Below are 17,265 nucleotides of genomic sequence, written 5' to 3' on the forward strand. Positions count from 1 at the left end.
GTTACACTTTTACTAATCGAGACGCTTTGTTTATGCCTCTTGGTAGTATGAATTTTGGCGTTAGTAACAGGCCTATCGAAAATTGAAGGCCAATTATCAAAATAGCCAATATTAGATGAATCGGTTGAGCTATTGCTGGAACCCCTAGGTATGCCATAATTACACCCGTCCCAATTTCTGCTATAACTAAGGCCATTAACGCATTCGTTAATGAAACAAACACCCCTGTTTTATTGCGTTTGCGAAGTTGATAAATAATGGCAACATGGAGAGTCAGTATAACTAATGAAAACGAACGATGGATGTAAAATCTCCAGTCTAGATTGTCAACCCAACTATCACGTTGTGTGTATCCTATACGCTTCACTACGCTATCCAGTACATCCCTAACCTGTGCGCCTAATACGATTTGTCCTATCGTTAAGACTAGTAAAATCCCTAATAGCCAACGTGATATGTTATTTTCTACACTTATATCTTCTATATGTAATCGATGAGCATTTGACCGAATCCATACAAAGAGTAAGGCAAAAACCACTAAAATAGCTAACAGGAGATGCAAGGTTATTACATACTGTGTTAATTCCGTAGCGACTACTCGAGATCCAAGCCAGCCATTAACACCAATCAGTACAAATGCAGCGGCACTTCCCCAGATAATGGTTTTGTCTTTGCGTAGATAAGATAGAGAAGCAATTAGGGTAGCAAAAACCAAAAAACCAGACAGAACCCCTAGTAAACGATTGGTGTACTCTATCCAGGTTTTTGTAGCATTAAATTCAACCTCTCCCTTCAATTTAGCACCGTAAATTTTCTGATAATTTACTGGCAACTGAGAGATTTCAGTAGGTGGAATCCAACGGCCAAAACATTTCGGCCAATCAGGACAGCCCATTCCAGAGCCTGTGCCTCTAACAATACCACCTGCCAATATTAACAGATAGATGACAATTACTGTTAGGAACGCCAGGCTCCGGAATCGCTGTTCTTTTTTATTAATGAGGCTGTTTGAACTGATCATTCAAGTTTTGTCCCTCGATCTCTTTTTCCATGCCAATCAACTCATTCTCATGCGGAAGATTTGACTCAGGCGTTTGCGAATAAGGCACATTTTGAGGAATGAAGTCATCCTTTGCACCCGGCTTGCTATAATCATAAGGCCAACGATATACAGCTGGAATTTCTCCTGGCCAGTTACCATGACCTGGATGAATCGGGGTTGTCCATTCCAACGTATTCGATTTCCACGGGTTCTGTGTGGATTTTTTGCCTTTAATTAAGCTATGGACAAAATTGTAGATAAATATCCATTGGGCTGCGAAAGTAAAGATAGCCGCCAGACTGATAAACGCGTTCATGTCAGCAAAGATGTTCTTTGTGAAATCATAGCTCGTGAACGCATAATATCGACGTGGGAAACCAGCAATACCTACATAGTGCATTGGAAAGAATACAAGATAGATGCCCGTAAATGTCATCCAGAAGTGAATGTAGCCAAGCTTTTCATTCATCAACCGGCCAAACATTTTAGGGAACCAATGATATACACCGGCCAGCAATCCAAAGGCAGAGGCAGCACCCATCACTAAGTGGAAGTGAGCTACCACAAAGTATGTATCATGCAACTGAATGTCCAGTGCAGAGTTACCAAGTATCAGACCGGTTAACCCACCTGATATAAAGAAAGATACCAGACCAATTGAGAAGAGCATCGCCGGTGTGAAGCGAATATTTCCACGCCATAGTGTTGTAATATAGTTGAACGCTTTTACAGCAGATGGAACAGCAATAATCAATGTTAAGAACATGAATATTGATCCCAAAAACGGGTTCATACCTGTTACGAACATATGGTGAGCCCATACGATAAATGCTAAAAAGGCTATACCCATCATTGACGCAATCATAGCACGATAACCAAAAATTGGCTTACGAGCATTTGTTGCAATGATTTCAGAGGTCATACCAAGAGCTGGAAGCAATACGATGTAAACTTCCGGGTGACCTAAGAACCAGAATAAATGCTGGAACAAAATTGGGCTACCACCTACGTTTGGAAGAGCTTCCCCCTTAATGTATATCTCTGACAGGTAGAAGCTAGTACCGAAACTACGGTCGAATATGAGCAATAAAGCAGCCGAAAGTAAGACCGGAAATGAAATCAACCCTAGAATGGCGGTTAACAAAAAGGCCCATATTGTCAAAGGCAATTTACTAAACGACATACCACGTGTCCGTAGGTTAATGACGGTTGTTATGTAGTTGATACCGCCTAGCAACTGAGAGACAATGAACAATGCCATACTAATCAACCAGAGAGTCATACCTAACTCAGACCCTTTGTGTGCCTGCGGCAATGCACTTAATGGGGGGTAAATTACCCAACCACCAGAAGCAGGTCCCGTCTGAATAAATAAAGACGAGAACATAATCACACTGGCGATGAAGAAGAACCAGTATGATAACATATTCAGGAAGCCTGATGCCATATCACGAGCACCAATCTGAAGCGGAATCAGGAAGTTCGAGAATGTACCGCTTAGACCAGCCGTCAATACAAAGAACACCATTATTGTTCCGTGCATTGTAACTAAGGCCAAATAGAAGTCAGGGTCAATCTTATCTGCTTCGTTAATCCAACTCCCCAAAATTGGGCGCAGGAAACCTAACTTCATAGTTGGAAAGCCCAGTTGAAGCCGGAACATAACAGATAAGCTAATCCCGATAATTGACCAGATGATACCTGATATTAGGTATTGCTTAGCAATCGTTTTGTGATCTTCCGAAAAAATATACGTGCGCCAAAAACTTTGCGGCTCATGATGGTCATGCTCTGTCGCATGCGCCACAATTGCCGGGTTAGCTGATACAGTCGCCATAGTATTTGTTTGTTGAGAGTTTGAAAAAATTATCGGAGTACAGCGCTGGCTACTGATGCTCCACGAGTTTGTGGTAATGATGCCGTTGAACTATCAGCAGGAGCCGCTGCAGCGTCAGCCGGTAAATACTTGGCAGCTTTAGCCTTCAGGTTTGCCGGAATGCGTGATGCCAGTTCTGGCGTCGAGGTCAGCAATGGTTTCTGTTGCTTGCACCATGCTTGCCAAGATGCTTCGTCTTCAATAATTAAGCGTATGCGCATGGAAAAGTGACCTTGACCGCAAACTTCTGTACAGGCAATTTCATAACCAAAGTTAGGATTACCAGTAATGTTGCGCATTTCGTCCGTTGTCTTGTCAGCTATAAACCAAAAACGCGTTGGCATTCCCGGAACAGCATCCATTTTCACACGCAGGTGAGGAATAAACACGCTATGTAATACGTCACGAGCGCGAATTTTCAACAGAATTGGCTTGTTCACAGGAATGTGCAACTCAGAAGTAGAGGTGAAATCATCAAATGATGCCTCATCTGTGTAATCAATTCCTGTATCGTTGTTATTGTCAATCAATTTATAATTGAAGGAACCAAGCTTATTATTATCAACGCCCGGATACCGTACAATCCAGTTAAATTGTTTGCCTACAATTTCAAAGACTTGAGCATTAGCTGGCGCTTCAGACATGATATCACGCCATGCTCGCCAGCCTGTAAATACTAGAACAGCCATGATAACAGCAGGAACCACCGTCCAGATTAACTCTAATTTGTGATTTTCAGGATAATAAGCAGCTTTACGACCTTCTTTATGCTGATACATCCATGCAAAAATGAAAAGCAACGCATTTGTTACCACGAATGCAATCGTGATAATGCTCATTGAAAGCCAGAATAGAAAATCTGTCCGACGACCGTGGGGCGACGATGCCTCTGGTAAGAAAAATTGCTTTGCATGAAGAAATGACCATACTGCAGCAATCAGACCGACCACAAAGAAAATTACAAATAATACGCCATTAATGCGATTACTTAACCCGATTTGGCCGTCTACGACAGGCCCATTTGCGTTTTTCGCAACAGTAATTATCTTAGAAATGACCAATGCAGCCAGCCCTAAAAAGATTACCGATAACAAAGCAACTATGTAAACCATTTTTATACAGGTTATTAATTAAATATCATGGTGTATTGCCTCTTCCAACATCGGGTGATTCTTGGGAATCAGATTAGCTTTAGCCAACTGAGAGGAAATCGTCCAGATAAAACCACACGCAAAAATAAGAATCATACCGAATTCAATCGGTCCAAAACCACCATGCTCACCTACCGTTCCAGGCATAATATTCACATAGAAATCAAAGTAGTGACCAATGATGATACACCACGCGGCCAACTTCAAAATAATGTACGTCCGCTTTGAGTCTCTGGTCATTAGAATCAAGAAAGGACACACAAAATTCAGAAATATGTTTATGAAGAAAGGCGCTTTATAAATGCCCCCATATCCACTAAAACGCTCCCGAAAATAAATAGTTTCTTCAGGTAAGTTAGCGTAATAAATAAGCATAAACTGGGCAAACCATACGTACGTCCAGAAGATACTGAACGCAAACATGAACTTACCTAGATCCTGTAGATGGCTATCATTGACAATCTTTAAGTAGCCTTGTTCTTTCAACGTAACTACAGCTAACGTAATGATAGCCAGCCCTGTAACATGCCAACTTGCCAATGTATACCAGCCAAACATGGTGCTAAACCAGTGGGTATCGATAGACATAACAAAGTCCCATGCTGAAGTAGACGAAGTCACCCCAAACACTAAAAGGAATACAACGCCCCATTTAATGCTCTTTTCATAATACTCAGTACCACCATGTATATCTTCCTGTAATGAGAAGCCACGTAGCATTCTCCATAAAACGTACCAAAGGACGAAATAGAGAAAAATTCGGCCTAAGTAAAACGGCGTATTCAAAAAGCCGGATTTACCTGCAATAATGGGATCATACTCAGAACTAGCTTTGTCAAACAGGTTTGGATTAGTCCAATGAAACAAATCTTGTCCAGCAATGAAAAATACCGCTACAACAACAATTCCCATGTAGGGTAAATAGGCAGGTAAAGCTTCAGGAATACGCTTGAAAGCCGACGACCAACCAGCCTGAGCTAGATAATTGTACGAAATGAAAAACATTCCGATAACCGACGCCCCTGTAAAGTAAATGGCGTTTAACCAAACATTGGCCCATAGACGATTGGTCCATTTGTATGCGTGGTGACCGCCACCTTCGTGAGCACCAGCACCATGAGCGGCTGCATGGGTCTCATGTGAACCAACACCCGATGCCAATAAATATGCGCCGATTGCCACCATCGCGACTCCGACCCCAATACCAATTAGCAACCGACGTTTAGCGTCTGCCGTAAATTCAAATTCTTCGTCTAAGGACGGTATTGCGTGAGCCGATGCCATTCTTATTGGTTTGTCAATTAATTAAAACACGTTGGATACTCACTAAACGAACTAATTAAAATCAATAAGCTACGTTGTATCCGACGTTAAATTTATCCCTGTTGGAGTTTGTGAACGTACTGTACAATCTTCCACCGATCTTCTGGTGTGATCTGGGATCCATGGGGCCACATACGACCTTTCCCGTGTGTTATCACGTGAAAAATATGCCCGTCATTCATAGTCTTATAGGCATCCGTCGAATAATTAGGAACACCTTTGTATTCTTTCCCAACAAGTCCATCGCCTTTTCCAGTCGCGCCATGGCAATGGCTGCAATAGCGTGTGTACAATACTTGTCCATCTGCCAACGACTTCTCCGAATCTGGAATTGGGTTCGTTAAGACCCGCTCCGCTATCCCAATGCTATCAGCCGGGATATTGTAGATCATCAAGTCAGTTGTTGCATTTGCACCAGTGCCGAACGTCGTATGATAATTTGGACGGGCAACGGTACCGCGTGCAGGAAGACGCATATTTAGACCCTGGGGATTAATTGTATTAGCCCGAATCTGACGATACGGCTCATAACCCACGGCATCATACATCTGGGGTGCATATTCAATTCCGGTATTATCATGTCCCTTTTTACAGGCCGTACCTGCAAATAAAAGTCCAATAAAAGCCAGTGTTGTTACGCTCGTATGTTTAGTAATCATTCCCATTCTGAACATTAGAACTGCTTAACATTTACTTCAGCAGCGCCTGACTTTTTCAGAATCTGCTCAATATCACCTTCACCTATGTTATTTTTGCTCAAGTCGATAGCCATCGCAAATTTATTGTCGGTCGTTCTAAGATCATACATCAGTGGCTTCACCGTTGGTCCCATGCCATTCGAAACCAGAAATGTACCAACCATGCCTAAGGCACAAAACAAGACGGTCATCTCAAATATAACCGGCACATAAATTATGGGGGAATATGAATCTTTACCCCCTACAATCATTGGCCAATCAAAACCCTCTGTATAGAAAGTTAAAGCCAAAGCTGTAAGCGTTCCGCTCAACCCAAATAGGAAAGCTGCAATACCAAGACGAGAACGTGGGTGCCCTAACGCGATATCTAAGCCGTGAATCGGGAATGGTGTAAAAACTTCATGAATCCGGACTCCCGCGTCCTTTACATCTTTAACGGCTTTCAATACAACATCATCATCGTCGTATATACCGACCAGAAATTTACCGTTACCACTTACATCTGACATAATTAGCTCAGTTTGGGACTTCTAGTTTATTGTTCTCCACTGCTTGCGCATCAACTCCCTAGAGAACCAGAAATTATCTTATTCTACGTCTTTGTTGAACGTTGGATTAGCCACGCGCTCACCTCTTGCTACGCCCGATACCGAAACCGGCAGTCTTTCTGAGGACGACTTAATCACTGTCTTAACTTCAGCCATATTGACTACTGGCAAGAACTTAGCGAACAATAAGAATAAGGTGAAGAAAAAACCGAATGAGAAGATATAGTCGCTAATATCAAACAGCGTTGGGTGGAACATAGCCCAGCTTGATGGCAGGTAATCACGGTGTAACGATGTTACAATAATTACGAACCGTTCAAACCACATCCCTATGTTTACAATGACAGACAATACAAATGTCCATACAATGCTTCTACGAATGGTCCGTGACCAGAATAACTGTGGTGTAACCACATTACACGTCATCATAGCCCAGTAAGCCCACCAATATGGTCCAGTTGCCCGGTTAATAAAAGCATAGCCTTCAAATTCAGATCCTGAATACCAGGCGATGAAGAATTCAGTAATATAAGCAACTCCTACAATAGATCCGGTCAAGGTAATAACCTTGTTCATCGATTCAATGTGCTCAATAGTAATGTAGTCTTCAAGTTTAAATACAACCCGAATAATAAGAACTAAATTTTGCACCATTGCGAAGCCCGAGAAAATAGCACCGGCAACGAAATAAGGAGGGAAAATAGTTGTGTGCCAACCAGGAATAACCGAGGTAGCAAAGTCCATACTCACAATTGTGTGTACTGATAGTACCAACGGAGTTGAGAGACCAGCCAGAATTAAACTCATGTATTCATACCGAGCCCAAGTCTTAGCCGAGCCATTCCAACCTAGAGAAAACGCACCGTAAATGTACCGTGATACCTTGCTACGAGCGCGATCTCGAATTGTGGCTAAATCTGGCAATAAACCCATGTACCAGAATACCAGTGATACGGTAAAATAAGTACTGATAGCAAATACGTCCCATACTAATGGAGACTTGAAATTCACCCAAAGAGAACCTAACGTGTTAGGTAAAGGCAATGCCCAATAAGCCATCCAGGGGCGGCCCATGTGCATGAGAATGAAGCTGGCGGCACATAACACGGCAAAAATGGTCATAGCCTCTGCCGCCCGGTTTACAGCCGTCCGCCATTTCTGACGGAATAGCAATAGAATAGCAGAAATCAATGTACCAGCGTGGCCAATACCTACCCACCATACAAAGTTGGTAATATCCCAGGCCCAGCCAACTGTTTTATTCAATCCCCAAACACCCAGTCCTTCCCACCATGTCCAGAATACGCAGGCGGTTCCGTAAATGAGCACAACCACAGAAATGGTAAAGGCAATTGTCCACTCTCGGGTAGGACTTCCCTCAACCTGTCTGCTGATATCCTCCGTCACGTCGGCATAGGTCTTACCACCGGTGACAAGGGGAGTTCTTACGGCTGATGTAACATGCGACATATATCTTACTGATTTATGATGTATGGTTTACAATAAACAAATTACGGTTTGTGATATCGGATTGTTCTAAAATCAACCCTCGTCTTTCGTAAAATGTAATTAATTTATACGTGTGATTCCTGACGAGCATTCTCATTTTGCTTCGGCTCCTCGTCTTTATTTCGAATCTTGGTTAGATAAGAAATTTGTGGTCTCACATTGATTTCTTCCAATACATGGAATGCACGTCCTTGCAATTCAACCTCGAGTATTTTAGAGATGGTGCTCTCTGGATTATTCATGTCACCAAATGTGATAGCACTAGTTGGGCAAGACTGCGCACAAGCGGTCTGAACTTCATCAGCCTGCAACCGACGACGTTCTTTTTTCGCCGTTAATTTAGTCTCCTGAATTCGTTGCACACAGAAAGAACATTTTTCAATAACCCCACGTGAACGAACTGTTACGTCTGGATTAATGACCATTTTACCAAGGTCATTATTGAAATGATAATCGTAATTATCATTGTCAAAGTATTTAAACCAGTTGAAACGGCGCACTTTATACGGGCAGTTATTCGCACAATAACGTGTACCGATGCAACGGTTATACGTCATTTGGTTCAACCCCTCCGAACTATGAGTCGTAGCCAGAACCGGGCAGACAGTTTCGCAGGGAGCATTGCTGCAATGCTGGCAAAGCATCGGCTGGAAAGTTACTTCCGGATTAGCCGAAGCTACTTCTAAGGCAGAATAATCTTCAGCTTCAGCATCGCTGCTATAATAGCGGTCAATGCGCATCCAGTGCATTTCACGACGGTTAATCACTTCCTGACGACCAACGACCTGAATATTATTCTCTGCGTTACAGGCAACAACACAAGTTCCACACCCCACACAGGAATTGAGGTCAATGACCATGCCCCATGAGTGGTTCGGTTTACCATAACCATTCCAAAGCGAAATGTCAACAGCATCAGTTGGCCCTACTGAGGTTTCTACCTTTGGCTCGTAACGGCCAGCTTTCGGGTTCTTCTGATAATCAGCCAGTCTTGACTCCTGCAAAACAGCCCGACGACCCATTACGGTATCGTGTGTTTGCGTTTGTGCAATAATGCGTGTCCCACTGGCTTTTTCAACTTTAGCGTTGAAAGCAGCGTACGTTACATATCCTTCTGTTACAGTTGCAAGTGGATATGCATTTTTACCAACACCGTTCGCTGACTTTCCGGCTTTCTCACGGCCATAACCAATAGCTATCGATACGGTATCGTCTGCTTGACCTGGTTGAATCAGTACTGGCAACTCGATCGATTTGCCATTTACAGAAACAGTTACCAAGTCGTTCTGAGCCAGGCTCATACCAGTAGCTGTCTTCTGGGAAATAGCAGCGTAATTTTCCCAACAAGCTTTCGAAACTGGATCAGGTAATTCCTGCAACCATGGATTGTTAGCCATCGCTCCTGTACCAACACCAACTTTTTCGTACAAGGCCAACTCCACTCCTGTCGTTGGCTTATACCGTTGAGTTATACCTGTTGCAGCCTGCGCCACATTTCCAGTAAATGGAGTGCTACCCGCAATGGTCTGGCCTTTATTGGGCTCAAACACACCATCATTGAGAGCCTTTACCCAGAAAGCATCAAATGAGCTAAAACCCGATGTTTTCGGATAATATGTTGTCCGCCAGTAATTTTTCAGATACGTCTGATAATCACTTGGCTTACCAGACCATGTCAATAAACTCGATTGAAATTGACGAGTTTTGAAAATAAACGTAATGGCTGGCTGGGTCAGACTATAAAAGCCCGGCTTTGGTTCAGCATCATTCCAACTCTCCAGGTAATGGGGAGCGGGTGTAATGTATTTTGACAGCGAAGCTGTTTCGTCAGCGCGGTCAGCAAAAGAAATGGACAGAGCAATTTTTGGCAATGCTTCGGCCAATTCAGCACCACGTGGATGATCGTATACTGGGTTAGCACCGAAGAAAAGAACGGCCCCAACTTGCCCAGCCTTGGCCTCGTTTACAAAGGCACTCATCTGTTGGTCATTCCCCTGACGGTAGTTGACCGGCGTATTAATATCAATTGTTGTCCCGTAGCTACCTAATAGGTTGTTCAGCGCATTGACAACTGTTTGTACGTTTGGATCATTAGAACCCGACACCACTAATGCTTTACCGCGCGAACGAGCTAGATCATTAGCCGCTTTGTCTAGATTAGCAACAGTAATAGATGCCGTACTTATAGCTGTACCGCCTAATTTGGCAGCCACTTTGTTGTAAAGTGCAGCGACAACCAACCCTTCCTGCGATGGCTTGATAGCCGTACGATAATCAGCATTGGAACCCGTCATTGACAGGCCCGTTTCGAATTGATAATGCCGTGACATGGTTTTCTTACCCCCTCCAACAGCACCAATCTGGCGACCTTTTACGTAAGATCCCATGAATTCGAGCGGAGCTATCCATGTTCCTAGAAAATCAGCACCGACACTAACGATAGTCTCGGCTTTGCCAAAATCATAGGATGGAATAACAGCTTTACCAAACGAGGTTTGATTTGCCTGTACAATGCCGAATACAGAATTAGCATCGTATGTAATATGGCGAGCTGTTGGATATTTCGCAGCAAAGTCAGCAATAACAGCTTTAGTTGCCGGACTGAGGATTGTTGACGTAATGATACGAATGGCACCACCTTTCGAAGCAACCGAATTTAGTTGGCTGATGATTTCTCGGTCAGCGGTAGCCCAATCAATATCGGCCTCACCACGTTTCGCTCCCTTTAATTTATCAATATCATAAAGCGACAAAACTGATGCCTGAACACGTGCCGTTGTCCCCCCTTTCGATATGCTCGATTGCGGATTGCCTTCTATCTTAATAGGTCGGCCTTCACGAGTTTCGACCAGAACAGCCGCATAGTCACCACCTTCACTATACGTAGATGCGTAATAATCAGAAATAGATGGGAATGTAAATTCTGGCTTATTAATATACGGAATAGCCTTATGAACCGGAGTCTCGCAGGCAGCCAGCGAGACAGCCGCCATACCAAATCCCATTACTTTAAGAAAGTCACGGCGTTGGGTATTTGAGCCACCGAGCAGACCATCCAGATCATTCGATGATTCACTTAGGTCAGGATTTGCAAATTCGCTGTTGGCGTTCTTAACAAACGTCGCGTCATTGCGTAATTCCTCAACCCCTTTCCAATACCGTTTAGATGTATTTTCCATGCGTGTTGTATGCGGCAATGGTTAAGATGAATAATGTATACTATGAAACAAACCAGAAGTCAGTAACTTCCTTTGGTCCTCATTATACATCAAATTAATAGTGACATTTAGAACATTCCAAACCGCCGATATTCGCTACTTTGAGTGGCTCTTTACTTTCTTTCCGGTGCAGAGCTACCAATTTATCGTAGTAAGCGTTGTCTTTGGTATTAACTTCAGTCCGGCGGTGGCAATCGATACACCAGCCCATCGTCAAGGACGAGCGAGCTTCAACTACTTCCATTTTCTCAATTTCGCCGTGGCAAGTTTGGCACGCTACGTTACCTACGTTTACGTGTTGTGCGTGGTTGAAATAAGCCAAATCAGGCAAGTTGTGGACCCGAACCCATTCAATTGGTTGATTATTTTCAATAGCCGCGTAGATTTTCTGAATTTCAGGCGACTCTTTCTTAATGACGCCATGACAGTTCATGCAAATATTAGCAGCCGGAATAGTAGCACTCTTACCCTTGTTAACACCTGTGTGACAATAATTACAATCGATCTTATACTGGCCGGCATGTAGTTTGTGCGAATAGGCGATGGGCTGTTTCGGCGCATAGCCTTGTTGAATACCCACGCCATAGGCACCATCGATAGTCGCTTTGGTTACGACCAAGAGGAAAAGCCAAATAACAATTGATCGAAGGGTCGGATTATTGAAGGCATCTGACATACCCGTTTTAAGGCGTTGACCAAATGAAGATGTGACTACTGTTCCATCAGTAGTGGCTATCGGCGTAACAGCTTTCGATAGAATCGTTACTATCGTCAGCAAGACACCTAAGACCAGCAACATAACTACTAATAAAGCAACCAGAACAAACGTAAACAATTCAGATGGGCCTGAAGCGGAAGAGGCAGTTGCTGTCCCGTCTGATGTGCCACCACTAGTTGCCGCTACGGCTGAGGCTACTGGTTTACCGCTCTGGTCGATGTAAGCAAGAATACCATCAATGTCAGCATCCGATAAACTCGGGAAACTCGACATTTGCACTTTGCCGTTTGCATTGAACACTTGATTCGCGTATGCATCACCGGTAGCAATTACCGCCGATGAATTTCTAATCCATTTGTGCAGCCAGTCTTTACCAGGTGTACGCGTTTCAACGCCTTTGAGACCGGGACCAACTACTTTCTCGTCCGTTACAGCATGGCATTGAGCACAATTATTAGTAAATAAGGTCTTACCTTTTTCGGCATCAGCACCGCCCGCAGCAGGGGCTGTCGATGCTGCGGCTGGAGCACCACCTGCTGTCGCATCCTGCGCTTTCACCTGACTGCTGGAAACCAGTAGTAGTAGCGACAGAACAATAGCCACGCAAAGCTTATAGAAGCCACTCATTTTATGAACTATATTTTTTGAGTTGATTGACATAATCACCACCGCCTTTTTATTAGCGCCCAAAAGTACGACACGATTGCTGTATAGGCAAAAATTGCTCTTTAGTTATTTGTTCACCTAATTTATTTATATTGTTTCTAATTAGTGAGGCTTATACAGGGCCATAATTAATTGTTTTTTAACCATATTAATATAACAAAATGCCATCTGACTGCATCTCAATTAAGAAAATCAGTTAGATGGCATTGTTGATGCTAAATGAGGTTCCGAGCGGATTCGAACCGCTGTACGAGGTTTTGCAGACCTCTGCCTAGCCACTCGGCCACGGAACCTGATTAAAACCGGATACATGACAATTCAAGCATTCGGGACTGCAAACATACGCTTTTATCCGGTATGAGAAAACGTCAAGTTTAAAAAAGTGCCCCTAACCTAGAAGGTAGGGGCACTTACCGCTATTACAGATGAACTATTTTAGTTCCGGCCCTCAAGTTGCTCTTTCAAAGCAGCCAGTGAATCAATGTCTCCTAGTGTAGCACCGCGCTCTGCTTGAGCTGGTGCCGAAGCTGGTTTCACCGAAGCCACTTTTGGGGCTTTTTGTTCTTTCACAGGTTCGTTTTTCTCCTGCCATGTTTTCGTATGCGAAAGCATAATTCGCTTCTCATCTTTCGAGAATTCCGTTACTTTGAAGTCGAGTGTTTCACCAACTTCAGCAAAGGTACCGTCTTCTTTTCCAAGATTCTTAAGCGACGAGAAACCTTCGATGCCATAAGGCAGTTCGAGGGTAGCCATCTTGTCGTTCTTGCTCAGAATTGTGCAACGGTGAATAGTGCCAACAGCAAAGACCGTTTCAAACGTATCCCATGGATTTTCTTCAAGTTGTTTATGGCCCAGAGCTAAACGACGATTGTCAACGTCTAATTCCAGAACAACTACTTCAAGATCGTCACCAACTTTAATGAAGTCTGAAGGATGTTTCACCTTTTTCGTCCATGACAAGTCAGAAACGTGTACTAGTCCGTCGATGCCTTCTTCCAGTTCGAGGAACAAGCCAAAGTTGGTCAGGTTACGCACCAATCCTTTATGTTTCGTACCAACGGCGTATTTAGCACGCAATTCAGGACGAGTCCAGGGATCTTCGGTTAGCTGTTTGATGCCCAACGACATTTTGCGATCGTTGCGATCCAGTGTCAGCACTTGTGCTTCTACTTCATCATTAACTTTCAGGAACTCCTGTGGATTGCGCAGATGCTGCGACCACGACATTTCCGATACGTGGATTAGCCCTTCAACACCTGGTTGAATTTCGAGGAACGCGCCGTAATCAGCCACATTTACGATTTTGCCTTTCACTTTCGATCCAACCTGAATCTCTTCAGCCAGAGCATCCCAAGGATGAGCCTGGAGTTGTTTCATACCGAGTGAAATACGCTTCTTGTCTTCGTCAAAGTCGAGTACAACCACATTGACCTTCTGGTCGAGGTGCAGTACTTCTGACGGATGACTGATACGACCCCACGAGATATCCGTGATGTGCAACAGACCATCTACACCACCAAGATCGATGAACACACCGAAGTTGGTCATGTTCTTGATAACGCCTTCCAATACCTGACCTTTTTCGAGGTTGTTCAGGATTTGAGCACGTTGTGCTTCAAGGTCTTTCTCGATCAGGACTTTATGCGAAACGACTACATTGTCATTGGCATAATTAATCTTGACGACTTTAACCTCCATTTTCTTACCAACGAACACATCGAAATCGCGAATTGGCTTCACGTCGATTTGCGAACCTGGCAAGAACGCTTCAATGCTGAAAATATCAACGATAAGTCCACCTTTTGTCCGGCGTTTAACGAAACCATCAATAACGAGGTCTTCGTCCAAAGCACGCTGAATTTTCTGCCAAGCGGTAATCACTTTCGCTTTCTTGCGCGAGAGCACCAACTGGCCGTTAGGGTCTTCCTGGTTTTCTACGTAAACTTCAATTTCATCACCCATCTTCAGGTCCGGCATATCCCGGAATTCAGAAGCTGGCACTAAGCCATCCGACTTAAAGCCGATGTTAAGTAGTACTTCCCGATCTGTTATCCCAACGACGGTTCCCATTACCACTTCTTTCTCTTTAACTTCCGACAGAGTGTTGTCGTAAAGTTCCAACATCCGGTCATGTTCTTCAACCGAATAGCCGCTTCCAAATCCTTTGTTGTCTGCCCGGTCCCAATCAAATGCCGGCAGTTCGCGTTGCTGCGTTTTGCTCATAAAAAAAGTTTCCTGACCCCCTCGGTACATCAGCCCGTGGGTCAATGGTGGGCTGACTTTTAATTGTGAATTTTTTCCCTTTAGAAAAGGACTGCAAAGATAGCAATTGCTTTCTAAAAAAGTTTCGGAAACGGCAAAAGTCTTTGATGTTGAGGGAGAAAGGAGAATAAAAACAGGAAAAGGGCCGGTAGAAAAGAGGAAAGGAACCAATACGGCATCCACTTCTTCTTTTCTACCGGCCCTTTTCTCTTTGTAACGTTATTTAAATGCTTTCTCTTTTTTCGCTAAAAATGGCATCCAGCTTTGTTCAAGAGAACCCGAAAACTCCCGAAGGAAAACCAGAAATGTAGGCTTAAAGGGCTTCTGGCGCAATTTAAGGTTAGCTTCTTCGGGTGTATAGTCACCTTTGCGTGAGTTGCACCGCTTGCAAGCTGTAGAAAGGTTGTCCCAACTGGTTTTGCCCCCCCTCGACTTTGGCATAACGTGATCGAGGGTTAAATCTTCAGTCGTTCCACAATACTGACAGTGGTGACCATCACGCTTGAAGATATTCTGCCGGGTAAGCATAACGCCTTTGTAGGGTAAGCTTATGTACCGATGCAGACGAATGACTGATGGCATCGGGAACTCTGCCGAAACGGTTCGGAGCATAAACTGCTCGGATTCGGCAACGAGTTCAGCTTTGTCTAAATAAACCAGCAAGAATGCTTTGGGAACGGAGCAGATGCTGAATGCACTGTAATCTTGATTTAAGACTAATACTTTCCTACCCATATCGCGTTTAGAGCCTCTGTACGGTAGCAAGTTACAGAGTTATCCACACATGGGCAATACTTGTGGAAAATTTAACGGCACGATAAAGGGTAAAAATAACCTATGAACAATTTAAGCAATAAAGTCTTGAGAAGTAGGTTGCCCTGTAAAATTGACTTTCCCATTACCTGTAAAGTCTAGTACTGCTCCCGCTGCATATCCCGCTCAACGTCACGCTCTTTAATGCTGTCGCGCTTGTCGAATAGTTTTTTACCTTTCGCCAGCGCAATGTCAACTTTGGCAAAACCGCGTTCACTCGTAAACATTCGAGTGGGTACAATGGTCAATCCCTGATCTTTCAGCTTTTCAGTAATTCGTTTGATTTCGCGCTTCTTCAGCAAAAGCTTACGGTCGCGTAGGGGTTCGTGGTTATAATGCGTTCCTTCCGTATACGTTGAAATGCTCATTTGACGGATAAAAAGCTCTTCACCATGAACCAGGCAATAGGCATCCTGCAAATTCACCTTTCCCTGCCGAACGGATTTAATTTCGGTACCCGTCAGGACGATACCCGCTGTGTAGGTTTCCAAAAACGAGTACTCGAACGAAGCCCGGCGGTTACGAATATCAACTTGTTTAACAATAGAAGCAGTGGCCATACTGTCGTATAATGTGGACTAATAATGTTGTGTATATCTGAAAAGATGCAGCTTTCGAATTCTGATGAATCGTGTCTAGTCTACTGTTACCCTGGCTCAATAACGCTATAGAAACAGTCGGGTAAGAGCAAGAACACAGGAAAAGCAAGAGAGGTTTACAGACCGGAAGAAATTGATACAGTTGTGTGCAAACAATTTCGGCTACCAAACGAATAGCTCTTTCCGTTTAGTAGCCGAAACTTATAAATACTTGATTGAATGCAACTGAAGCTTATTTCTTCGTCTGTTTAGCCAGATACTCTTTGTTCAGTCCAGCTAGAATTCTGCTGGTTTGGTCGCCCGATTGGTCGGCAAACAGAATACCACCACCCTTTGTATAGCCAAGCACGAACTCGTATTTATTCTGCGCGTTTTCTTTCTTAAGGTAATCAAAAATCTGGTCGTATAGCTGTTTGTTTTTTGTTTGCTCTTCGGCAGCCAGACCTTGCGCAGCCCGCTCGCGATAAGCCAAAATATCTTGCTGCTCCTTTTGAAGCGACGCTTCGGTAGCCCGGCCCTGCTCCTGAGTCATAGTAGCGGCCCGTTGTTGAAAAAATGCTACTTTGTTCTGAAGGTTACGACCTTTGCCAGCAAGATCATTTTCTAATTGAAACCGTTTGCTTTCAAGGACTTTCTGTGTGTCTTTAAAAAACTCATATTTGGTTAGTAGTGAATCAACATTCACATAAACAATAGCCTTTCCTTTTGCTTCAGTAGACGTTTTTACGGTAGAAATGGCTTCAGGCTGGCGGTCTTTGAAATGCAAGTAGTACAGTACAGCTACGGCAATCGTCAGGATGACGTTTAGAATCAATGAGGCATTCTTCACAGGAAATTAATCA

Annotated in this window: 13 protein-coding genes and 1 tRNA gene; all 14 read right to left on the reverse strand. The window is 43.7% G+C overall.

Features of this window, described 5'->3' with window-relative positions; all coding sequences use genetic code 11:
- Position 1 precedes the first annotated feature (1 nt).
- Complete coding sequence (locus ACFS25_RS30225; protein WP_381508709.1) at positions 2-1,021, reverse strand: COX15/CtaA family protein; 1,020 nt, start codon at positions 1,019-1,021, stop codon at positions 2-4.
- The gene (locus ACFS25_RS30230; protein ID WP_381508710.1) at positions 996-2,879 is read right to left on the reverse strand and encodes a cytochrome c oxidase subunit I; all 1,884 of its coding nucleotides are present in this window, start codon (positions 2,877-2,879) and stop codon (positions 996-998) included. Before ACFS25_RS30230 ends, ACFS25_RS30225 begins: the two co-directional genes overlap by 26 nt.
- Positions 2,880-2,908: 29 nt before the next feature.
- A complete protein-coding gene (locus ACFS25_RS30235; protein WP_381508711.1) occupies positions 2,909-4,030 on the reverse strand; it encodes a cytochrome c oxidase subunit II in 1,122 nt (373 codons plus the stop codon).
- An 18-nt stretch (positions 4,031-4,048) separates the two neighbouring features.
- Positions 4,049-5,353 (reverse strand): quinol:cytochrome C oxidoreductase, encoded by a 1,305-nt coding sequence (locus ACFS25_RS30240; protein WP_381508713.1) that lies wholly within the window; start codon positions 5,351-5,353, stop codon positions 4,049-4,051.
- 92 nt (positions 5,354-5,445) lie between these two features.
- Positions 5,446-6,051 (reverse strand): c-type cytochrome, encoded by a 606-nt coding sequence (locus tag ACFS25_RS30245; protein WP_381508715.1) that lies wholly within the window; start codon positions 6,049-6,051, stop codon positions 5,446-5,448.
- 14 nt (positions 6,052-6,065) lie between these two features.
- Entirely contained in the window at positions 6,066-6,599 is a 534-nt protein-coding gene (locus ACFS25_RS30250) for a DUF3341 domain-containing protein (RefSeq protein ID WP_381508716.1), read from the reverse strand.
- Positions 6,600-6,677: 78 nt separating this feature from the next.
- Complete coding sequence (gene nrfD, locus ACFS25_RS30255) at positions 6,678-8,108, reverse strand: NrfD/PsrC family molybdoenzyme membrane anchor subunit (protein ID WP_381508718.1); 1,431 nt, start codon at positions 8,106-8,108, stop codon at positions 6,678-6,680.
- Between the two features lie 104 nt (positions 8,109-8,212).
- Positions 8,213-11,326 carry a TAT-variant-translocated molybdopterin oxidoreductase gene (locus tag ACFS25_RS30260; protein WP_381508720.1) on the reverse strand — a complete coding sequence of 1,038 codons (3,114 nt, stop codon included), beginning with the start codon at positions 11,324-11,326 and terminating at the stop codon, positions 8,213-8,215.
- A gap of 94 nt (positions 11,327-11,420) precedes the next feature.
- Positions 11,421-12,743, reverse strand: coding sequence for a c-type cytochrome (locus tag ACFS25_RS30265; protein WP_381508722.1), 1,323 nt, complete (start codon positions 12,741-12,743; stop codon positions 11,421-11,423).
- Positions 12,744-12,971: 228 nt separating this feature from the next.
- Positions 12,972-13,042: transfer RNA gene (locus tag ACFS25_RS30270), tRNA-Cys, on the reverse strand.
- A 142-nt stretch (positions 13,043-13,184) separates the two neighbouring features.
- The gene (gene rpsA, locus ACFS25_RS30275) at positions 13,185-14,972 is read right to left on the reverse strand and encodes a 30S ribosomal protein S1 (RefSeq protein WP_381508724.1); all 1,788 of its coding nucleotides are present in this window, start codon (positions 14,970-14,972) and stop codon (positions 13,185-13,187) included.
- A 258-nt stretch (positions 14,973-15,230) separates the two neighbouring features.
- A complete protein-coding gene (locus ACFS25_RS30280) occupies positions 15,231-15,746 on the reverse strand; it encodes an HNH endonuclease (RefSeq protein ID WP_381508726.1) in 516 nt (171 codons plus the stop codon).
- Between the two features lie 176 nt (positions 15,747-15,922).
- Complete coding sequence (smpB, locus tag ACFS25_RS30285) at positions 15,923-16,384, reverse strand: SsrA-binding protein SmpB (RefSeq protein WP_381508727.1); 462 nt, start codon at positions 16,382-16,384, stop codon at positions 15,923-15,925.
- Positions 16,385-16,655: 271 nt separating this feature from the next.
- Positions 16,656-17,252 carry an OmpH family outer membrane protein gene (locus tag ACFS25_RS30290; protein WP_381508729.1) on the reverse strand — a complete coding sequence of 199 codons (597 nt, stop codon included), beginning with the start codon at positions 17,250-17,252 and terminating at the stop codon, positions 16,656-16,658.
- Positions 17,253-17,265 lie beyond the last annotated feature (13 nt).

It is taken from the genome of Spirosoma flavum, from assembly GCF_042686045.1.
Taxonomy (GTDB): domain Bacteria; phylum Bacteroidota; class Bacteroidia; order Cytophagales; family Spirosomataceae; genus Spirosoma; species Spirosoma flavum.